17 protein-coding genes and 1 pseudogene are annotated in these 19,687 nt (G+C 68.1%); 8 read left to right on the top strand and 10 right to left on the bottom strand.

Annotated features, from left to right (window positions below; translation table 11 throughout):
• The first annotated feature begins 195 nt into the window (after positions 1–195).
• Positions 196–786, top strand: coding sequence for a TetR/AcrR family transcriptional regulator (locus tag ACF1AL_RS19335; protein WP_391707494.1), 591 nt, complete (start codon positions 196–198; stop codon positions 784–786).
• 701 nt (positions 787–1,487) lie between these two features.
• Here the strand turns inward: ACF1AL_RS19335 and ACF1AL_RS19330 are convergent.
• The 3 genes from ACF1AL_RS19330 to ACF1AL_RS19320 form a co-directional block, all read right to left on the bottom strand.
• A complete protein-coding gene (locus ACF1AL_RS19330) occupies positions 1,488–2,126 on the bottom strand; it encodes a methyltransferase domain-containing protein (RefSeq protein WP_384204367.1) in 639 nt (212 codons plus the stop codon).
• Positions 2,127–2,234: 108 nt separating this feature from the next.
• Positions 2,235–2,549: an AzlD domain-containing protein gene (locus tag ACF1AL_RS19325; RefSeq protein ID WP_366838689.1), complete on the bottom strand. Its 315-nt coding sequence runs from the start codon at positions 2,547–2,549 to the stop codon at positions 2,235–2,237.
• A complete protein-coding gene (locus ACF1AL_RS19320; protein ID WP_384204373.1) occupies positions 2,546–3,229 on the bottom strand; it encodes an AzlC family ABC transporter permease in 684 nt (227 codons plus the stop codon). The genes ACF1AL_RS19325 and ACF1AL_RS19320 overlap by 4 nt, the downstream gene beginning before the upstream one ends.
• Positions 3,230–3,300: 71 nt before the next feature.
• On the opposite strand from ACF1AL_RS19320, the gene ACF1AL_RS19315 reads away from it, so the two are divergent.
• A complete protein-coding gene (locus ACF1AL_RS19315; RefSeq protein ID WP_386584014.1) occupies positions 3,301–3,876 on the top strand; it encodes a helix-turn-helix domain-containing protein in 576 nt (191 codons plus the stop codon).
• Positions 3,877–4,005: 129 nt separating this feature from the next.
• Here the strand turns inward: ACF1AL_RS19315 and ACF1AL_RS19310 are convergent, their stop codons facing one another.
• On the bottom strand, positions 4,006–4,209 hold the full coding sequence (locus tag ACF1AL_RS19310; protein ID WP_004984723.1) for a cold-shock protein: 204 nt from the start codon (positions 4,207–4,209) through the stop codon (positions 4,006–4,008).
• Positions 4,210–4,509: 300 nt separating this feature from the next.
• On the opposite strand from ACF1AL_RS19310, the gene ACF1AL_RS19305 reads away from it, so the two are divergent.
• The 3 genes and pseudogenes from ACF1AL_RS19305 to ACF1AL_RS19295 all read left to right on the top strand — a co-directional run bounded on the left by ACF1AL_RS19305 (position 4,510) and on the right by ACF1AL_RS19295 (position 12,024).
• Complete coding sequence (locus ACF1AL_RS19305; RefSeq protein ID WP_391826592.1) at positions 4,510–5,358, top strand: menaquinone biosynthetic enzyme MqnA/MqnD family protein; 849 nt, start codon at positions 4,510–4,512, stop codon at positions 5,356–5,358.
• 170 nt (positions 5,359–5,528) lie between these two features.
• Positions 5,529–6,257: pseudogene (locus tag ACF1AL_RS19300) on the top strand (serine/threonine protein kinase); the annotation flags it as partial.
• Between the two features lie 1,312 nt (positions 6,258–7,569).
• Positions 7,570–12,024, top strand: a complete 4,455-nt coding sequence (locus ACF1AL_RS19295; protein WP_391826590.1) for an FtsK/SpoIIIE domain-containing protein — start codon at positions 7,570–7,572, stop codon at positions 12,022–12,024.
• Positions 12,025–12,106: 82 nt separating this feature from the next.
• Here the strand turns inward: ACF1AL_RS19295 and ACF1AL_RS19290 are convergent, their stop codons facing one another.
• Positions 12,107–12,373: a WXG100 family type VII secretion target gene (locus ACF1AL_RS19290; protein ID WP_366838694.1), complete on the bottom strand. Its 267-nt coding sequence runs from the start codon at positions 12,371–12,373 to the stop codon at positions 12,107–12,109.
• A gap of 197 nt (positions 12,374–12,570) precedes the next feature.
• Between ACF1AL_RS19290 and ACF1AL_RS19285 the strand changes: the two genes are divergently transcribed.
• The 3 genes from ACF1AL_RS19285 to ACF1AL_RS19275 all read left to right on the top strand — a co-directional run bounded on the left by ACF1AL_RS19285 (position 12,571) and on the right by ACF1AL_RS19275 (position 15,739).
• Positions 12,571–12,888, top strand: a complete 318-nt coding sequence (locus tag ACF1AL_RS19285) for a hypothetical protein (RefSeq protein WP_391781088.1) — start codon at positions 12,571–12,573, stop codon at positions 12,886–12,888.
• A gap of 53 nt (positions 12,889–12,941) precedes the next feature.
• A complete protein-coding gene (locus ACF1AL_RS19280; protein ID WP_391826588.1) occupies positions 12,942–15,020 on the top strand; it encodes a hypothetical protein in 2,079 nt (692 codons plus the stop codon).
• Positions 15,021–15,091: 71 nt separating this feature from the next.
• A complete protein-coding gene (locus tag ACF1AL_RS19275; RefSeq protein ID WP_391781086.1) occupies positions 15,092–15,739 on the top strand; it encodes a hypothetical protein in 648 nt (215 codons plus the stop codon).
• Positions 15,740–15,764: 25 nt separating this feature from the next.
• Here the strand turns inward: ACF1AL_RS19275 and ACF1AL_RS19270 are convergent, their stop codons facing one another.
• From ACF1AL_RS19270 to ACF1AL_RS19250, 5 genes are read right to left on the bottom strand one after another with little or no spacing between them, the layout of a single operon-like run.
• On the bottom strand, positions 15,765–17,018 hold the full coding sequence (locus ACF1AL_RS19270) for a hypothetical protein (protein WP_391826586.1): 1,254 nt from the start codon (positions 17,016–17,018) through the stop codon (positions 15,765–15,767).
• Between the two features lie 7 nt (positions 17,019–17,025).
• The gene (locus ACF1AL_RS19265) at positions 17,026–17,499 is read right to left on the bottom strand and encodes an RDD family protein (protein WP_391826584.1); all 474 of its coding nucleotides are present in this window, start codon (positions 17,497–17,499) and stop codon (positions 17,026–17,028) included.
• Between the two features lie 3 nt (positions 17,500–17,502).
• Entirely contained in the window at positions 17,503–17,769 is a 267-nt protein-coding gene (locus tag ACF1AL_RS19260) for a hypothetical protein (protein ID WP_366838700.1), read from the bottom strand.
• On the bottom strand, positions 17,766–18,629 hold the full coding sequence (locus ACF1AL_RS19255) for a hypothetical protein (protein ID WP_391781083.1): 864 nt from the start codon (positions 18,627–18,629) through the stop codon (positions 17,766–17,768). The genes ACF1AL_RS19260 and ACF1AL_RS19255 overlap by 4 nt, the downstream gene beginning before the upstream one ends.
• Before the next feature lie 19 nt (positions 18,630–18,648).
• The gene (locus tag ACF1AL_RS19250) at positions 18,649–19,686 is read right to left on the bottom strand and encodes a hypothetical protein (protein WP_366838702.1); all 1,038 of its coding nucleotides are present in this window, start codon (positions 19,684–19,686) and stop codon (positions 18,649–18,651) included.
• Position 19,687 lies beyond the last annotated feature (1 nt).

The following is a 19,687-nucleotide window of genomic DNA, read 5'->3' as shown; positions in this document are numbered from 1 at the left end:
TGCCCGGGCGCGCGCGTGCGCGTCGGGACCGGCCCGGGTCAGTGTGCCGAAGATCGCGGCGGACCATAACGGGTTTCTAGAAAAGAGTTCGGGAATTTGCCCGGGGGCCGCGGTGCGGGCAGGTGTTCTACGCTGTCGGGCACGGTGCCCCGCCGGGGTGTCCGGCCAGCACCTCCACGTCAGAACGGTCGCCCGATGAGCCCCAAGCAGCAACGTGGCGAGGCCACCGCCGAGACCCTCCTCGACGCCGCGCTGCGGGTGTACGCGGAGGCGGGGGAGCAGGGGTTGACGGTCGGGGCGGTGACGCGGGCGAGCGGGGTGAGCCTGGGCAGCCTGTACCACCACTTCGGCAGTGTGGACGGGTTGATGAACGCGCTGCTGATGCGGTGGCTGGAGCGGCTGCTGGGGGAGCTGCTGGCGGCGCTGGAACGCTCCCGTACGGCCCGGACCGGGGTGCGGGCCGTGGTGCGGGCGTATCTGGGATTCGTGCGGGAGCATCCGGCGGCGGGGATGCTGCTGCACTCCGCGCACGCGGACCGGGTGGGCATGGCGCAGGCCCGGCAGCTGCGGGACGCGCAGGAGGCGCGGCTGTCGCCGCTGGCGGACTGGCTGGCGCGGCGGGTGGAGAAGGGCGAAATCGCGCCGTTGCCGCCGGCGGTGCTGGAGGCGCTGGTCCTGGGCCCGGTCATCGGCGTGGCGCGGCGCTGGCTGGCGGTGGGCGACGTGGACCTGGACGAGGCGGCCCGCGTCCTGCCGGAACGGATCTGGCGGTCGATCACGACGTGACGCCTGCGGCGGCTGTGCGGGTGCCTGCGGCGGCTGTGCGGGTGGGTGCGGATCGTTGCCGGGTGCGGGTTTCGTCGTGGCTGGTCGCGCAGTTCCCCGCGCCCCTTGAATGCCTGCGGCGGCCCGTTGCGGTCCGCTGTGGTTGATGTAGCGCCTTCTGCCGGTGGGTGGGTCGGGGCCGTGGTGGGGGGTGTCCGTCCTCGGTACGGCCCTACGTTTCTCCAAGAGGCTGAGGAAAGGCAATGCCGTCCGCTGCGGGCGGACACCCCCCACCACGTCCCCTTCTCGCCGCCGGCGACTGCGGCGCCATCGTGGCGGGCGCTGCGGGCCGTTCGCCCGCTCCACCCGCGGGCATGCGTGCCGCCTGGGGCGGCACGGTGGGCGCGGGCGGCGCCCCGTAGCGCCGGGCCGCGCACCCCACGGCGTTCACCGCAACCCCGGGCTCGGGGCACCTCCGGGCCCTCGCTCCCCCCGCCCCGCGGGCATGCGTGCCGCCTGGGGCGGCACGGGTGGGCGCGGGCGGCGCCCCGTAGCGCCGGGTCGCGCAGCCCACGGCGGTCACCGCAACCCCGGGCTCAGGGCATCGCCGGGCACCCGCACCCCACGGCGTTCACCCCGGCGCCGGGCGCCACGTGCCCCAGGGCACCGCGCCCCACGGAGTTCACCGCGCCGCGGGGCACAACGCACCGCACCGGCAGGTGTCAGCGGCGGGCCAGTAGGAACGCCTGGGCCGCCGTCTCGCCGAGCGAGGCATCCGCCGACTTCTCCGTCCGCGAGAACACGTCGAACCCCACCCCCGCCAGCACCGCGGCCACATCCCCCGGCCGCCGCCGCAGAAAGTCGAGCGTGACCGGGTGCCCGAACGGCTCGACGAGCCGCCGCGGCTCGTCCCCCGCCTGGAAGGCGACCAGCAACGGCGCCCCCGGCGCCAGCACCCGGTACAGCTCGGCGAAGAGCGCGGGCAGCTCGTCCACAGGCGTGTGGATGGACGAGTACCAGGACACCGCCCCCGCGAGCCCCCCGTCCGGCAGATCCAGCTCCCGCATCGTGCCCTGCACGAAACGCAGCCCGGGATGCTCACGGCGCGCAACCGCCAGCATCCCCTCCGACAGATCGAGCCCGAAGACCCGCAGCCCCCGCGCCGCCAGATACCCGGTGACCTCCCCGGGCCCGCACCCCAGGTCGGCCACCTCCCCGTCGGGCTGGACCAGCTCGGCGAACGCGCTCAGCAGCGCCCGCTCCAGCGGCCGGCGGGCCATCGCGTCACGGAAGTGCTCGGCGTAGTCCTCGGCGATGGCGTCGTAGAAGACACGGGTCTCGGTCTCGGTCTCGGCAGTCATGCGCGGACCCTAGCGCCGGGGTCTGACAGAGGGCCGGAGCCCGGGCCCCCGCCCGGGGGTGAGCCCGGCCCCCGCCCGGGGGTGAGCTCACGCCGGCTCAGACCCCCGTCACGACACCCCCGCCACCCGCAGCAGCGCCGTCGTCACCGCCGCCCCCAGCACCGCCACCGCGAACGGCGCCCGCCGCCACGCCAGGATCCCTCCGGCCAGCACTCCGGCCGGCCGTGCCCACCCGGCGAAGCCGCCGGCCTCGGTCAGCGCGCCGGTCGCGAGCAGGGCGACCAGCAGGACGACCGCGCCGGCCGACAGCAGTTCCTGCAGCCGGGGCGGGACGGTGACGCGGCCGTGCAGCACGGGGCCGACGAGCCGGAACGCGTACGTTCCCACGGCCAGCGCGAGGATCGCCGCCACGGTGGCGCTCATCGCCGTACCCCCTTCCAGGCGGCGAGCCCGGCGAGCGCCAGGAGGACCGGCACCCCGGCGGGGACGAACGGGGTCGCCGCCACGGCGAGCGCCGCGCCGAGCAGCGCGCTGCGGCGTACGGCGGAGTCGGTGCGCAGGGCGGGCAGCACGAGGGCGACGAGTACGGCGGGGAAGGCGGCGTCGAGGCCGTAGGTCGCGGTGTCGCCGAGTGCGCCGCCGGCGAGGGCGCCGCCGAGGACGCCGATGTTCCACACGGCGAACAGGCCGAGCCCGGAGATCCAGAAGGCGGCGCGGCGGCGGGCGGGGTCGGGCTGCGAGAGGGCGAAGGCCACGGTCTCGTCGGTCACCAGGTGGGCGCCGAGCAGCCGCGCGAGGCGCCCGGTGCCGATCACGTCGGCCACGGCGAGGCTGAAGGCGGCGGTGCGGGTGTTCAGCAGCAGCCCGGTCGCCGCGGCGGCGAGCGGCCCACCCCCCGCGAGCAGGACACCGACCGCGCTGAACTGCGCCGACCCCGCGTACACGAGCAGGGACATGACGACCGGCACCCACAGCGGCAGCCCGCCGGCGACGCAGACGGCGCCGAAGGAGACGCCGACGACTCCGCTGGCGAGCCAGACGAGGGAGGCGTCGCGGGCGAGAGGTGTCAGGATGGGAGTCGGTGTTCGGAGCAGCGAACGCATGTTTTCTACGATGAACGCACGCGCCCGCGTTCGTCAAGGCGAACGATCGTATTGATGGAGCGAACAGGATCATGACTGCCGAGAGCGTCACGCCCCCGCCCCGCCTGCCTTTGGACTGGATCGCCGCGAGCCTGCGGCGCGAGCGCACCCGGGCCGGGCTGTCCCTGTCGGAGCTGGCCAAGCGTGCCGGGATCGCGAAGTCGACGCTGTCCCAGCTGGAGGCGGCGAGCGGCAATCCGAGCATGGAGACGATCTGGGCGCTGGCGGTGGCGCTGGGGGTGCCGTTCAGCGCGCTGGTGGAGCCGCCGGCGCCGGCGGTGCGGGTGATCCGCGCGGGCGAGGGGCCCGCGGTGTACTCGGAGCAGTCCAGCTATCTGGCCACGCTGCTGTCGGCGAGCCCGCCGGGCGCGCGGCGCGACATCTACACGGTGGCGCTGGAACCGGGCACGGTGCGCGACTCGGACCCGCACATTCCGGGGACGGTGGAGCACATCGTCGTCAGTGTCGGCCGGGTGCAGGCCGGCCCGCGGGGGGAGAGCGTGGAACTGGGTCCCGGGGACTACATGGCGTATCGGGGAGATGTGCCGCACGCCTACGAGGCGCTGGAGCCGGGGACGAAATTCGTGCTGATCATGCAGCACGTCTGACCGCGCGCCGGCGAGAATTCCCCGGAAATTCACCGGGGGGAAGCGAGGGGCGCGGCGGCCGGGAAAGGGCAGGAGCCCCGTCGCCGGAAGACCGGCGCGGGGCTCCTTGGGTACTGCGCTAGGACGCGATCAGACCGGAGTGACGTTCTCCGCCTGCGGGCCCTTCGGGCCCTGGGTCACGTCGAAGCTCACCTGCTGGTTCTCCTCGAGGGAGCGGAAGCCGGTGGCGTTGATCGCGGAGTAGTGAACGAAGACGTCGGGGCCGCCGCCCTCCTGGGCGATGAAGCCAAAGCCCTTTTCGGCGTTGAACCACTTAACGGTTCCGGTAGCCATAAGCCCTCCTTGGGCTCAAAAGGGTTGCCCTGCTCCAGAACCAGCAAGTGTGAAAACAAGTCATGCCGCACAACTGCATTCGTCTGAAAACGACTAGAGCCCGCGGTCACATGCTCCGCAGGCTCTGTACTGCAAGGGAAACCAAACTGCAACTTGTGGCGAGCGTAGCACGGAGAGGCCGGGAAGCAATAGAGGTCAAGATCACGTCACTCGAAGGTTTGAAGAGCGTTCGGCCGGTTGACGCAACGCGCGGCCGGGGTCGCCGGTGGGGTGGCGGCCGGTGGGGTCTAGTCTCGCGATGTGGACAATTCTCGCACCCGGCCGCGTGTCGGCCACATCCAGTTCCTCAACTGCCTGCCCCTGTACTGGGGGCTCGCGAGAACGGGCACGCTCCTCGACTTCGAGCTGACCAAGGACACGCCCGAGAAGCTCAGCGAACGTCTGATCCGCGGCGACCTCGACATCGGGCCCGTCACGCTCGTCGAGTTCCTGCGCAACGCCGACGACCTGGTCGCCTTCCCTGACATCGCGGTCGGCTGCGACGGCCCCGTCATGTCCTGCGTGATCGTCTCGCAGGTCCCCCTGGACCGGCTGGACGGCGCCCGCGTCGCCCTCGGCTCCACCTCGCGCACGTCCGTCCGCCTCGCCCAGCTGCTCCTGGCGGAACGCTTCGGCGTGCAGCCCGACTACTACACCTGCCCGCCCGACCTCAGCCTGATGATGCAGGAGGCCGAGGCCGCGGTCCTGATCGGCGACGCTGCCCTGCGCGCCAACCTGATCGACGGCCCCCGCTACGGCCTCGAGGTCCACGACCTCGGCCGGCTCTGGAAGGACTGGACCGGCCTGCCCTTCGTCTTCGCGGTCTGGGCGGCCCGCCGCGAGTACGCGGCCCGCGAGCCGCAGATCACCCGCCAGGTCCACGAGGCCTTCCTGGCCTCCCGCAACCTCTCCCTGGAGGAGGTCACCAAGGTCGCCGAGCAGGCAGCCCGCTGGGAGGCCTTCGACGAGCAGACCCTGGCCCAGTACTTCACCACCCTCGACTTCAGCTTCGGCGCCCCCCAACTGGAGGCGGTGACGGAATTCGCCCGCCGAGTCGGCCCCACGACCGGCTTCCCGGCGGACGTACGGGTGGAACTACTGGGGCAGTAACCCGGCACGGGCGCGCTGCGGGGGGTGCGGTGCCCTGGGGTGCGGTGCCCGGGGTGTATGGCGTCCGACGCCAGGGGTCACCGCCGCAGGGGCGCGGCAGCGGACGAAACGCGCCAGGACTGCGCGGCTACGACTGCGCGGAGGCGTCCGTACGGGGGAGGAAGTATGCGGTGAGCGCCCTACAGCCTCTCGCTCCCGACGAGCCCACGGTCATCGGCCCCTGCCGCCTCCTCGGCCTGCTCGGCTCTGGCGGAATGGGCCGTATGTGCCAAGGGCGCAGCACCGGCGGCCGTGCCGGCGCGATGAAGATCGTGCACCCGCACTTTGCGCTCGACGGCAGTTCCGGGCCCGCCTCCGCCGCGAGGTGGAGGCCGCGCGCAGGGCGGGCGGTGCCTGGACGACCCCGTCCTGGACGCCGACCCGGAAGCCCGTGTTCCATGAGCGACCACGGCGTACGCCGCGGGGCCGTCCACGGCGGCGGTCCTCGCGAAGTCCGGTCTCCTGCCACCCGCCACGGTGCGCGCTCGGCGCGGGTCTCGCCGAGGCGCTGACGGCGTTTCAGAGCTGAGGTTGGCCCACCGAGACGTCCAGCAGTCGAACGTGTTGCTGACCTTGGACGCGTCCGATCCGACTTCGGCATTGCCCGTGCCGCCGACGGAACGGCCTCTCTCGCCTCGACGGGTGTTTCGGTCGGCTCACACGGCTACATGGCCTCGAACAGATTTGGGTGCATGAGGAGGCCGATCCGGGCGCTCTCACCGGTGGCCTACGGGACCTGGTCGCATCATGCCTCTGCAAGCGGCCGGACGGCCGCCCCGCACAGGCACATCTCCCGCCGACTCGCGCCCGGTGGTGCGGCCGCCCTCCTGTTCGGCGGCTGGCTCCCGGGCCCGCTGGTGGAAAACGGGTGAGCCGGGGCGTGGTCCAAGTACCGACATGGAGGCCGGAAGCGGGATGGCGGTTGCCGGAACTGCCGCGACCCGGAGACCGGTGTGGCTTTCGCGGAGCCGGCTGACGCGGAGCTGACCACCGGCTACTCGCGTTCGCCGGCCGGTGAGACGGTGTCCGGTCCTGTGGGCTTCAGCACCCCGGCGGTGCCGGGCCGATTCGGCCCAGAACTGGCGATGCCGAACGCCAGCGCCCGCTCGGGACCAAAGGCAGGCAGGTTTCCCGACCGCTGCACAGAGCTTCGCCCCGGCCGACATCGGCACCGGCACGACCGCTTCGGCCATCCCGCCCGGTAACTCGGTACTTGGGAGGGCCAGGCCACCGCGCTCGACGGCGCCCTGCCCCTCGAGACTTTCCGGATCACCGTGCACCAGACGGCCGTCGGCGAGGAACTGGGCCGGCTCCGGCAGACGGACCAGCTTGGTGGCCACGGCCGACGACGCACTGACCCTGAAACGGGTGACGCAGAAGGAGATCGTGGCAACGTCGGTCGGAGCGCGGACCAATCGCGGGGGCTGCAACCTGACACGGGTCGTGTAGGCCAGTGCAGGAACGGCAGCGCGCGGCAAGGACCGTCGGCCGGGCCGCTTCCCGCGCCCCGGTGCCGACGACACGTACGGTTTGGGCAGGAAGCGAAAGGTCGTTCTGTGGGGAGTGATTCATCCATGTCCGAGGCTGCATCGGCCGTATACGAAGCGCGGTACACATGGAGTCCGTTCCAGCTCCTCAGTGGTGCCTGGACCAAACGGCTCGTGGCGTTCCGGGTCGATCACCAAGGAATCACACTCGGAGGCGCCCCGGCTCGCCATGCCCGTCAGACCGCGTTCGTCCCGTGGAGCGACATCGTTGCGGTGGTTCTCTGGCAGCACCAGACAGCCGCCCTCACACCGATGCGGTACGTGGGCCTGCGCAGGCGTCCCGGTTCTCCGGCACTTCCCGGCCCCAACTCGGCGCTCAGCCGGGAAGAGACACGTCGGCTCGCTCCGCACGTCGACCACGACTTGTTCCTCGCCAGCAGGCACATCAATCTCTGGTCCATGGACCGTGAACGTCTTGTGAATGCTGTGCGAGTCTTCGCACCTCAGGTCTCTGTCGAGGAGGTCCCAGAACCCAGGATGGCTCCGTAACCGGGTCTCCGGATGCGGGAGCCGGGCCGGACAGTGGTCTGGGGACCCTCCCGAAGGAGGCCCTCCTGGAAGCGGGCTACGCTCGGGGCGGCGTCTTTCCGAGTACAGCATCCGAAGGGGAGGGGGACCCGTCCCGATGAGAGTGCGGACGACCGTGGTCGAAGAGGGGGCCGCGCCCCAGGACGCGGTGATCAGTGTCGAGGGAGACGCCACCGCGGCCGAGGTGGCGGACGCACTCAGGCGACTTCGTCACGGCGGCCGCTCGCCGCGGTTCCCTTCGATCGGCGGTGTGACGCAACTTCCGGGAGTCCACGCATCCTGGGGGCAGCAGGGCACACCCGATGTGGCCCTCTGGGTGGACGGACGTCCGCTGTCCCCCGAGGTGTCGGTCGCCGAGGCCCTGAAAGACGGGTCCCGGGTCACGGTCGACGCGTCCATCGGACCCTTCATGGTGGCCGGTGAACCCACCGGCGCCTATGAGGTACGGGTGAGCGGAGGACCCGGCGCGGGCCGGGTGGCGAGGCTGTCCGCCGGTGCCGCCACCATCGGTTCCGCAGCCGGGAACACACTCGTCGTGGAGGACACCGGGCTGGCCCCGGTGGCAGCGCGGGTGACGGTCGACATCAAGGGCCGGGTCGAGATAGCACCGCACAGCGGGGCCGAGCTGTTCCTCGACGACGAGCGGGTGACGGCCCCTCAGGAGTGGCAGCCGGGGGCTCTGCTCAAGGCCGGCGCGTCCCTGTTCAGCCTGGCGGAGCCGGGCCAGCCCGACGCGCACCTCTCACCCATGGGGGAGGGAGGGCTCGCCTACAACCGCCCTCCCCGGTTGTCTTCTCCCTTGTCACGGCCCCGGCTCACCGTTCCTGCTCCGCCAGGCAAGGACGAGGGCATCAGATTTCAGCTGATCTCGATGCTGATGCCGCTGTTCTTCGGTGTGGGTATGTACTTCGTCACCAAGACGATGTACATGTTGCTCTTCTGTCTCCTGTCCCCCTTGATGATGCTCGGGCAGTGGTTCAGTGACAGGCGGCACGGAAAGAAGAAGTACCGGGCGGCGCTGAAGGAGTACAAGAAGGCCAAGGACGAGTACGAGGCCGAACTCCAGCGCTTGGGCGTACAGGATCAGCGCAGACGCCGCGATGCGTACCCGGACCCGGCCCAGCTGCTGCTGTTCGCCACGGGACCGCGCAGGAGGCTCTGGGAGCGCCGCATCACGGATCCGGATGCCATGCATCTCCGCGTCGGTTTCAGTGATCTGAGGGCTGAGATCGACTTGGTGAACGCTCGCGCGGCCGGTGCGGACATGGAGGAGCCCGAACCGCCGGTCGTCACCGACGTTCCGTTGGCTCTCCCCTTCGCGGAACTGGGCGTTGTCGGCGTCGCCGGGGACCGCCCCCGAGCCGTGTCGACCGCGCGCTGGCTCACGGCCCAGGCTGCCGTGTTGCACAGCCCTCGCGATCTCTCCGTGGTAGTGCTGTCCTCCGTGCCCGATGCACCGGCCAACTGGAGTTGGGTCCAGTGGCTGCCGCATGCGGCGCCACAGCAGGGACAGAACTGTGTGGCGCTGATGGGCACGGACGCGGAATCCATCACGCGACGCGTCACCGAGCTGTTGAACGAGCTGACCAGAAGGCAGGCTGCCGCCCGCGAGAACGGCGGTATGACAGCGCTGCGTCCTGACCCCCACGTGTTGATCGTGCTGGACGGTGCTCGCCTCCTGCGCCGGGTGCCCGGGATTCCACAACTGCTGCAGGAGGGGCCGGGGCACGGCATCTTCGCGCTGTGCGTGGACGAGGACGAGCGGTTGCTGCCCGAGGAGTGCCGCACGGCCATCTGCTGGTCACCCGAGTCGCCGCACGCCGTGCGCCTGAGGGGATACGGCTACGAGGCCGTGGGCGACGTGCTGGCAGACCAGGTCGCCGTCGCGTGGTGCGAGCGCGTCGCCCGCGCGCTGGCTCCCGTCCGGGACGTCAGTCGTGACGATGCGGACAGCGTGTTGCCCACCTCTGCGCGGCTGCTCAACCTTCTGAACATGCCGGATCCCACGGGTTCGGACATCGCCGCGGTGTGGAAGCGTGGTGGTTCGACGACCGCTGCTCCGATCGGTCTTGCGGCTGACGGACCATTCGTGCTGGACATCAGGCGTGACGGCCCTCACGCGTTGATCGCGGGGACGACCGGTGCCGGTAAGTCCGAGCTCCTGCAGACGATCATCGCCTCGCTCGCCGTCGGCAACACGCCGGACGCCCTGAACTTCGTTCTCATCGACTACAAGGGTGGCAGCGCCTTCCAGGACTGTGCCCGTCTGCCCCACACCGTCGGCATGGTGAGCGACCTCGACGCCCACCTGACCGAGCGGGCTCTCGCCTCGCTTGCCGCCGAGTTGAGACGGCGCGAGGAGATCCTTTTCGACGCCGGGACCAAGGACATCGAGGACTACAACGACGCCAGACGGTTCCGGCCCGAGCTTGAGCCCATGCCCCGCCTGGTCCTCATCATCGACGAGTTCGCTTCTCTCGTGGCGGAACTGCCGGACTTCATCGCCGGACTGGTCGACATCGCGCGGCGCGGTCGCTCCCTGGGCGTCCACCTGATGCTCGCGACGCAGCGTCCGGCCGGTGTGGTCAGTGCGGACATCCGGGCCAACACCAACCTGCGTATCGCCCTGCGAGTCACCAACGCCGAGGAATCCCGCGACGTCATCGACGCGCCGGATTCGGGGAACATCTCGAAGGCGACTCCTGGCCGTTGTTATGTCCGCTCCGGTTCTCAGTCCCTCGTGGGCGTCCAGTCCGCGCGTATCGGTGGGCGACGGCCCGGCGCCGCGACCGCCCCGCAGGTCGTGGTCAACATCCTCGACTGGCCCGCTTACGGACGCCCTCTTCCTCGTGTCATGCAGGACGAGGACGACGGCACCATGGTGACCGACCTGTCCGTTCTGGTGGACGCGATCGCCGAAGGCGCCCGGCAACTGGGGTGTGCCACGCCACGCAGCCCGTGGTTGCCCCCGATCCCGTCCCACGTGGTGCTTGCGGACCTGGTGGCGCTACCCGCTCCAAGGAGCGGCGACGATCCGGTGGAGCCCGTCCGGTTCGGCCTCACCGACCTGCCCGCTCAGCAGGCCAGGGCAGCTCTGGCCCTCGATCTGACGGACGGCGAGCACCTGATGATCGCCGGTGGGCCCCGGTCAGGCCGGTCGACGGCCCTGCGGACCATCGCCGGCGCCATCGCGCAGACATGCTCCCCGAATGACGTCCACATGTACGGCATCGACTGCGGTGCGAACGCCCTCCTGCCCCTCACCAGCTTGCCCCACTGCGGCGCGGTGGTGACGCGCGACCAGATGGCGCGCGTCGACCGATTGCTCGGGCGGCTGCTGGGCGAAGTCTCACGCCGACAGCTGCTGTTGGCCGAAAAGGGGCAGTCGAGCGCGGCGGAGCAACGGGCTGCCGCGGAGCCGTCCGACCGGCTGCCATGGATGGTGGTGCTTCTCGACGGCTGGGACGCGTTCCGTACGGCATTCGAGAACTACGACTACGGCCGGCTGGTGGATGCCGCCAAGCGGCTGTTCCGGGAAGGTGCCGCAGTCGGCGTCAAGGTCGTGCTGACCACCGACCGCACGGGGCTCACAGGAGAGATCTCGAGCACGTTCAGCGAACGCCTGGTGCTGCGGCTGGCCGATCCGGCGGACTACTCGCTCGCCGGCATGTCGACCAAGGACGTTCCGAAGGACGTGCCCAACGGTCGAGCTCTCAAGGCGACCGATGACGGCGTGCGCGAGAGCCAACTGGCGCTGCTCACCGAAAACCCCTCCGGTCAGGCTCAGGTGGCCGCCCTGCAGGAGATCGCACGAATCGCCAGGGAGACCTGGGGCAGGCCTCCCCAGCACCAGCGCCCCATTCGAGTGGACGTGCTCCCGGCGCGTATCAAAGCTTCCGACGCGTTGGCGCTTCAGCCGGAGTCGGTGCCGGATTCTGCTCTGTGGGCGCTGTTCGCGGTGGGCGGGGACGAACTGCAGCCTCTCGGCGTCGACCTGGAGGAAGCAGGGCCCGGCTTTGTCATCTCCGGGCCGCCGAAGTCCGGCCGATCGAGCACCTTGGTCACCGCTGCGACCTCCCTTCTCCGACGAGGGACCGAGGTCGTCCTCGTCACTCCGCGACGCTCGCCTCTGCGGGAACTGGTCTCTGTTCCGGGAGTGCTCGGCTCGCTCGACGGTGACAGCACCGCGGACGACCTGGAGGCACTGACGGACAGTGCGCGCGGGCCGTACGTGGTGGTGGTGGACGACGCGGAGTTGCTGTACGACACGCAGTTGGACGAAGCGCTGGAGGAGGTTCTCCGGCGCGGCATGGACGGCGGTCTCGGACTGATCGCGGCTGGTGCCGTGGATACGCTCTCTTCCCAGTACCGTGGGTTCGTGGTCCAGGCACGGCGGTCGCGGACAGGACTTCTGCTGTCGCCTCAAGGATCCCAGGACGGGGAGATGTTCAGCATCCGCCTGCCGGCGAACGTCGGTGGCGGGCCGACCGGGCGAGGACTGTTCGTGCAGGGCGGAGAGACCGTACCCGCTCAGGCGGTGCTGCCGGACTAGCGGGCCGCTACACGTGAGGGTCCGGCAGCACGAAGCTGCCGGACCCTCATCCGCAGATGCCCACGACGGGACGGATGTCGACCTAGTCGTTGATGCGGTCGTTCGCGTCTGCCGCGTCGCTGGTCTCCTTGCGCGCGTTCTCGAGCGACTGGAGGAAGTTCGTCAGCGACGGCTTGAGCTTGTCCCACTCGTCCCGGAAGCGGTTGGCGCGCGGGCCCTTCCAGAAGTCCTCGCTGTCCCGGGTGCCGTTGGAGATGGCCCGGATCAGGTCGTCGAGGTTCTTGTGCTGCGTTTTGAACGTCGTGGAAAGTGACCGAAGTCGAGTAGTGTCCGCGCCCTTCAGAGTCACGAGCTGCCTCCCCGTGTGTCGTAGCTGGACGAACCCTTCGTTCGTCCCGGCCGACACTATCGCAAATCGTTGTGGCGCGTCATCCGATCAGCAATTGAGCGACTGCCTTGCGGGCAACTTGATGCATGCAGCATAGTCTGCTTTGTCGCAGTCCTGTAAGTGTTCGCAGTGTCAACTTGACCCAGCCAGGAGGACGTGTGGGCGGAGATGCAACCCAGCCGAAGGTCGATAACCCGTATCGGGCACGACTTGAGACATTGAAACGCAATCTGCAGGATGAGGTCAAAGACCTGAAGAACCTCCTGAAGTCTGCATCTCAGGACGTAGGGGATCAGAAGCGATCTTGGGTCGGCAAAACCGCTGAAAAGTGGCACAGCGACATCGAGGGCAACCGGGGGCGGATGCTCCGTGAGATCGAGAAACTCATTCCCGCAGTACAGAAGAAGATCGATGCATGCCCGGAGAAGGTTCCGCTCTCCGAGGCGAAGCTGATGCAGCTCGACCTGCGTTACTGACACTCGACGCGGCAGCTGACGCGGTGTCCACGGCACGAAACGGGGAAAAGTAGATGGGCAGCGGATTCTCCGGGATCGATCCCGAGAACCTGGAGCAGACGATCAACTCACTCAAGAAAGATCAAGAGCGTCTTAAGTCCAGCGCCACGTGGATCAAGGCAAGTTTCGAACGCTACGGGATCGACACGGAGCCGCTGACGGAACTTCTTGCCATTGCCGGCTGGGCCGAAAACCAGCTGCCGATGCTCCGGCGTCGCTACCACCTGGCCCTGGCCGAGACCAAGAAGTACGGCTACAAGAACATGGTGCAGATCGACGAAAGCAAGGTCGGCCAGACCGCGCAGTCGACCGCCAACGGCAAAAAGCTCGGGGAAGAGTTCAAGAAGAAGCTGGAGAACGGGGAGTCCATCACTCCGGAGATGTTCGCCGACCTGCGGGCGAACAAGGCGGATGCCGACTACCTCAAAGCCTTCTACGACACCATGGGGCCCCAGCGGCTTCTGTGGTTGTCAAACGACATGGGGGATCGCTTCAACGATCAGTACAAAGATCACCCTGATCAACGAGAAAAAGATCGTCAGGTCATCGCCGAAACGTTCGGCACGTACACGAAAGTTGCCTTCGAGGGAAGAAGCACCAAAGAGAAGCAGCAGTTGTGGAACAAATGGTTCGACAACTCGGCGATGGATGACTATGACGGGTTCCGCCCCGATCGCCTGACGCCGCTGCTCAAAGGCGGGTCCTTCGACAAGGACTTCCTCGTGGCCTTCGGAGATCGGATCTTCAAGAAGGACGCCAAAACCAACGAAACGCGCTTCTTCGGCAACGGAGGGCTGGGTGAAGGCGAGTGGGGCAAGGACAATTACCAGCAGCTCTTCTCTGCCATCGCGGCGAATACTGAAGCCGCTGGCGAGTGGTTCGACCACAACAGCGACTTCGCATTGAAAGCGCTGTACCCGACCGGCCCCTGGAAGGTCGACGAGCCGAAGGACCGGGGCAAGGCATTCTTCGACCTGCTCAACTCGGCGACAGTGAAGCTCAAGGAAGAGAACCCGTCCCTGGCCGAAAAGAACACTGCCCGAGTCCTCTTCGACAACTATCAACACCGAATGGGCAAGGACACCGCAGGTCTTCATCCGATTTCGGGAACGCAGAGCCTCTACGCGGGCATCATCGCGGCCTACTGGGACGATCTCGAGTACGGGGTGACATCCCCCGTGAGTAATTCTCTGTGGGGCAACGACGTGGTGGCCAAGGGCGAGGAGAAGTTCAAGGACGCCTCGAAGTGGAACTTGAAGGACTTCCTCAGCAGCCAGGACTCCGGCCGTCCCGGTCTCGAAGCGTCGGACAAGCTCTGGCGAGCGCTCATGGAGGAGTCGGCGCGGGATCCGAAGGCGGCCGGAACCCTCAGTGCCCTGTTCCAGGCCTATGACAAGAAGGCTCTCGATCACTCGTATGCCACCGAGGAGAGCGGCGAATACGCCGGGCGTTACGACTCGATGAAGCGCGGCATGATGCAGCAGTTCTACGTCACCACCTTCAAGAAGGCGTCGACGGAGCTCGAGGGGGACATCGACAAATGGGTCGATGACACGAACAACTTCCGGGCGAGCATCATCTCCACAGCCGGGGACATTGCCATGGGGGCGACCGGTGGCGCCGGACTCGCCGGCGCGAAGGGTGCCGCCATCGGCGTTGCTTACGGACTGGGCCAGAGTGCCGTCACGGGTTGGATCACCGATCTGGCCAAGGTGAAGGCGGAGGACGCACCCAAGGGCCTGAAAGAGCAGTTCAAGGGGGTCAAGGCTGCCACGGCGGACTTTTCCTGGCAGGCGGATTACCAGAACAACGCCGTTGCCGCCTGGAAGCACCACAGGATTGAAAGCGTGACGGTGGTCACCGACGGGCACGGTGGATCGACCAAGGAGTACGCGGGTGATCCCCGGACCTATGCCAAGGGTGCAGGGAACTTCCTCGACAGGGACGGTCAGATCATGGATGTCGCGAAGATGGACTCCGCCCAGCGGACTGCTTACAGCAAGTGGCTTCAGGACCCGGCCGTGGTGAACGCGGTGTGGCCTGAGTTCTCCGTGGCGCGGGACGGGCGCGACTACCCCGGGCAGGATCAGTGACCACGCAGCGGAAAGACATGGGCGCCGGAGCGCAAACGGTGAGAAACACGGCAGGGGGAGCCGCCCGTGCCTTGACGGTCATCGCCGCACTGGTGAGCTTGGCCGCATGCGGCGAGGAAACGAGCGCGAAGCAGGCTGACGGGCCGCTCACCAAGGACCAGATCGCGGCCGCCGCGTTGACCCAGGGGGACCTGACGGGCTACACGATCAGCGATGGCTCGACTGCCGCGAAGGACAGCAGCGCGCACGTCACCAATGAGGCCTGCCGGCCGATCGTAGGAGTGTTGGCCCCGGGCACCATCGCATACGACGGGCGTCTGGTGCGGCGTGGCATTGTCAAGGCAGCCCACGACTCGTCGGCCCGCGCGTCGCAGAGCTACCAGCTCGCCCTGTTCAGCGTCGAGTCCTCGCAGGCGGCCGGGGCGACGATCGAGAAGCTGAAGAACGCCGTGACCTCCTGCGCGAACGGTTTCCAGGCCGAGGTGAGCGGCGAGGATCGGGCGGTGCGGCGTGTGCTGCCCAACAAGACCGAGCTGGGTACCGGCAGCGTTGACTTCTCTCTCGAGTACCGCACAGGCAGGAAGGTCCGCTTCGTCGTGACCTCCAGCGGTGCCTCACTGATCAGCTTCGCCGCCTCCGACCAGTTCGCACACCAATTCGTTCCGGTGCCGACGGAGCTCGTCGCGGCTCAGAGGGAGAAGGTGGAGAAGGCTTCCTGATCGATCTTGTCAGGCAAGCGACTGGTCAGTGCTTGCTCTCCGGCAGTTGGACCTTCACCACCGCGCACGACCAGTCGTCGGCCGTTCCTGCCTTCGACTCGGCGGCGATGTACAGCGTCGTGCCGGACGCCGCGATCGCCTGTGCTCCGAGGAGCACAGGCGATACCTCACCTGCTGCCACCCGGTAGATGGCTTTGCCGGCAACTAGGTTCTGCACGAACTTCTCCTGTGAGGGAGACTCGTTCCCACCCCAGCGGTACTCCTCGGAAAAGGGAGGGGAGTAGGCCTTGCCCGCATCGGAGTAGAAGACCTCGGAGCCTGGCAGGGTGGCGGCAAGGTCGCCACGACGCTTGGTGCCCTTGGCCGGGTTGATGGTGGTGTCGAGAGCCCGCCCCATGGCCTCCAAGGGCCCCTTGGGTGCTGAGATCTTCTCGGGCGCACGGGCTGCCAGCAGTGGACTGAGGGTGCCGTTCGGCGACAGCCTTACGATGCCTGCACCCGTGCGCCAGTAGAGGCCCTTCGCGTCGGACGCCAGCCACCCCGCATCCCATACAGCCGGAACCAGCACGTTCTTCGCCGGGGTGCCGGCCGGCGGGTCGATGCCGTCTCGCACGGACGGATTGGACCGGTCGAGGGCTTCTCCTTGCTTGGGTTGCCTGCCCGCCACCAGTTCGACCCGGTTGCCGCGGAGCCGGTGCACGAACGAGCTGCGACCGCCCTGGACGATTTCGTCTCCGAAGTACACGGTTCCGTCCTCGGCGACAGTTACGCCGGTGACCTGGCTCGTGCAGAACTTCGCGAGAGGCGCGTCGCTGGGAGAGAACGAGTCACAGTCCGGATCGATCAGCCGGACGGCCTTGCCGTCCGGCCCGACTCGCCACAGAGCACCCGTCGCGAGATACACGGATCCGTCTGGAGCCACTGCTGCCTGCTCAGCCGTCTGATCGTCCATGCCCGAGATGCGGATGCGCTTCGTCGCGCCGGACTTCTGACGCTGCCACATCACCATCCCGTCGTCCCCTTGAGTGAAGAGGTACAAGGTGTCGTCAGAGCCCGCGGCCAGGCCGCGGAACTCTCCCGCGATGGCCAGTTCTCCGCCCTGTGCCGCCGTGTCCTGCCGTGCCGTCCCACCACCGAGGACAAATGCGACGTTCACCGCCTTGTCTCCGGTGTCGCGATAGGCAGTGGCGTATACAGTCGCCCCCGCCGCGACCGCCACGGCGATGCCAACAGCAACCGTTGTCCGGCGCCGACTGCGGAACACAGAGCTGAGGCCCATCGGGGATCTACGCCTTTCTGCGGGGGATTCGATTACCGCCGCCACGGACAATACGCAGCCCGGAGGCGTCCTGCTGCGAGATGTCGCTGTCCGTTGCCACATGGACGGGTACAGCGAAGAGCATCCAGCCGAAGCCGAACAGCCAACGCCGGACAAGTTGGGACAGCCGGGGCCGACCACCATCGGAGTCACGCACCACGCGCAGCCTGGTGACCAGCTTGCCCAGACTCCGCTGTGCCGTCCAGGCCACCAAGACCTGGTTGACGAAGGAAACGGCAAGCGCACTGCCGAAGGCGGCCGCCCACGGAGCGGCAGAACCCAGGCGGAGAACCACGCTCCCCTGGACGGCCTCGAGGCCTGCGGCGACTCCAGCGGCGAGGCCGGCCCCGACGCTGAGCACTGCGTCCATCACTACGGCACACAGACGGCGGGCGTCGAACGGCGTGACGTCCGAGGGATCATCCAAATGCTTGCCGGCCACCGACTAACTTCCCTTGCCTGTCTTCTTCTTGTCCGCTTCCTCCTGCTCGACCCGCTTGAGAGCGCTGGCCATGGCGGCGCGGGCGTCGGTCAGGGCGTTCTTGATCTGCTTCTTGTGCGCAGCCCACTCACTGCGGAAGCGCTCGCTCTTCGGACCCTTCCAGGTCTCCTCACCACACAGCAGCTGCACGTTGTCAGCAGCTCGCTCTATCTCGTCGGCGTACCTTTTCAGCTTGCGCAGGTCTTCGCGGCAGTCCGCTTCACGGCTCACTGGCTTTCCTCCGGGTCAGGAAGCGTGACGAGGCGCTTGATCATGCGGTTCAGAGTGGACTTGCCGACAGGGCGGGCTTCGATTCCTGTGGCGGCTTGGGGCTCCTCGACGAACACGGTCCAGACGGCGGAGTCCGTGGCGTATGTGGTGAGGAGTGGTCCGGGGCGATCCGCCAGGAGCATCGTCTGGCCGACCACCAAGGCGGAGTTGATGGCCTCATTGAGCGGCCGGCCGACGTTGTCCTCACTGATCTGCTCGGGAGTCAGCTGCTGGGCCCGCCCGTCCCGGTCGGCGACCTCGAAGGGGTCGACGACGAGTTGCACCAGGTCGGCGACGTCCTGGTCCGAACTGGCCAGCGTGAACATGTGCAGACCGCCCGAGGTCACCCGTTCCACGAGGTAGAGGTCGCGGGCATGCATGTAGACGATGGCATGGACGGCTCCGCCGGACGTGTGCTGCTCGACGGCGAGTGCCCTCGACGCAGTGCGTCGGAGGGTCAGGGCCAGGCTGACCTCGGGGCTGACGCGCATGTCGAGGCCCACCTCGGAGCCCTGCGCGGCGGAGGCCGCCGCGTCCGGTGAGCGAAGCACCGCGTCGAGTTCTTCGATGTTCGTGACCTCCACCGCCTCCCTGGACACCAGGGAGCGCAGCGCGGTGGCATAGACCCAGTCCCGCTGCTGGTCGGTGAGCGTGGCGAGCCTCGGAGTCGGAGCGATGCACTCCGTGATCGATTCCGGATCCAGAATGGCGATCTCTTCGTCCGTCAGGCGCAGGAGGTGCTGCGTCCCGCCTTCTGCGAGTGCTTCCCCCAGTATTCCGCGGAACTCCTGGAGGTCCATGTCGATGTCGCGGCTTTGCATTGTTGCGTCCGATGCTCGCTTACCAGAACTTGTATTTGCGGATGGTGTTGGGGACGAGGTTCGTCACGGCGCTCTTTGCCCCGTTGTAGATCTCTTTGGCCTTGTCTCCGGTCTTGCCCGCCCACTCCGTGGTGGCGTGCCAGGCTTCCTTGGCTCCGCTCTTGATGTCGTCGCCCCACTTGTCCCAGGCCCAGCTGCCCAGGAAATAGGCACCTGTGATGCCCAGTGCGGCCCACCCGACGACCGGTACCGCCGCTGCGACGGTGGCGGAGGCGCCGAGTGCCGTGGCCATGCCGGCACCGCCCAGTACCGCTACGGCGCCGGCTGCCTCGACGCCACCCATTCCACGGTCGACCCAGCCCTGGGCGCCCTTGTGATCCGGCCGGAACATTTCCGTGGCGCCGTGAAGGACGGTGAGGGGGAGGAACACGCGGCGAGCGAGGGCGCTGGTGCCGGGAGCTTTGGAAAACCACTTGGCGGCCGTGGGGATCTTGAGGCGCATGGCGGTGCTGCGGATGGCCTGCTGCCACTGCCATGGTTCGTGGTAAAGGTTGCGCAAACGCTGTTGCTTGAGTAGTTCCTGGAGGAGCTCGAGACGAGTCGCACGGATACGGGACGCCTCGGACCCGAAGTACTTGTTGAGTTCCCAGACGGCTCGGGCCCCGTCGATGTTCTGCCCTTGCTCCCACATCTTGTAGACACGCAGCGATGCCTCGATCGCGGTCGGGATCTTGAGGACCTTGAGGGGCATCTTGATGTCTTTGAGCGTGCCCTCCTTGAACTCCTTCCATGTCTCCAGCGCTCCGGCGAGTGCGGCAAAGGAGAGGACGGCTTCGGGATCGTCCTTGGCCAGGCCGAGACGGCGGCGAATGTCCTTCGCCTCGTCGTTGGCCCACTGTGACTTCTTGGCGAAATCCGATACCCCATCGGCCTTGGCGTCCCATTTGGCCAGGATTCCGCCGATCAGTCCTCCCTGGATGCTGAGGGTTCCGCCCAGTACGTCAACGGCGGCAGCAAGTTTGGGAGCCTGGACGTCGTCCATGCCCTTGAAGCCCACG

It is taken from the genome of Streptomyces sp. NPDC014801, from assembly GCF_043082085.1.
Classification (GTDB): Bacteria; Actinomycetota; Actinomycetes; order Streptomycetales; family Streptomycetaceae; genus Streptomyces.
Note: the sequence above shows the minus strand (reverse complement) of the source record. Positions and strands in the feature narration are given on the sequence as shown.

What these genes read in the sequence shown, in the direction of transcription:
- ACF1AL_RS19335 (WP_391707494.1), top strand. Translation starts at nt 196, where the DNA reads ATGAGCCCCAAGCAGCAACGTGGCGAGGCCACCGCCGAGACCCTCCTC.
- ACF1AL_RS19330 (WP_384204367.1), bottom strand. Translation starts at nt 2,126, where the DNA reads ATGACTGCCGAGACCGAGACCGAGACCCGTGTCTTCTACGACGCCATC.
- ACF1AL_RS19325 (WP_366838689.1), bottom strand. Translation starts at nt 2,549, where the DNA reads ATGAGCGCCACCGTGGCGGCGATCCTCGCGCTGGCCGTGGGAACGTAC.
- ACF1AL_RS19320 (WP_384204373.1), bottom strand. Translation starts at nt 3,229, where the DNA reads ATGCGTTCGCTGCTCCGAACACCGACTCCCATCCTGACACCTCTCGCC.
- ACF1AL_RS19315 (WP_386584014.1), top strand. Translation starts at nt 3,301, where the DNA reads ATGACTGCCGAGAGCGTCACGCCCCCGCCCCGCCTGCCTTTGGACTGG.
- ACF1AL_RS19310 (WP_004984723.1), bottom strand. Translation starts at nt 4,209, where the DNA reads ATGGCTACCGGAACCGTTAAGTGGTTCAACGCCGAAAAGGGCTTTGGC.
- ACF1AL_RS19295 (WP_391826590.1), top strand. Translation starts at nt 7,570, where the DNA reads ATGAGAGTGCGGACGACCGTGGTCGAAGAGGGGGCCGCGCCCCAGGAC.
- ACF1AL_RS19280 (WP_391826588.1), top strand. Translation starts at nt 12,942, where the DNA reads ATGGGCAGCGGATTCTCCGGGATCGATCCCGAGAACCTGGAGCAGACG.
- ACF1AL_RS19270 (WP_391826586.1), bottom strand. Translation starts at nt 17,018, where the DNA reads ATGGGCCTCAGCTCTGTGTTCCGCAGTCGGCGCCGGACAACGGTTGCT.
- ACF1AL_RS19255 (WP_391781083.1), bottom strand. Translation starts at nt 18,629, where the DNA reads ATGCAAAGCCGCGACATCGACATGGACCTCCAGGAGTTCCGCGGAATA.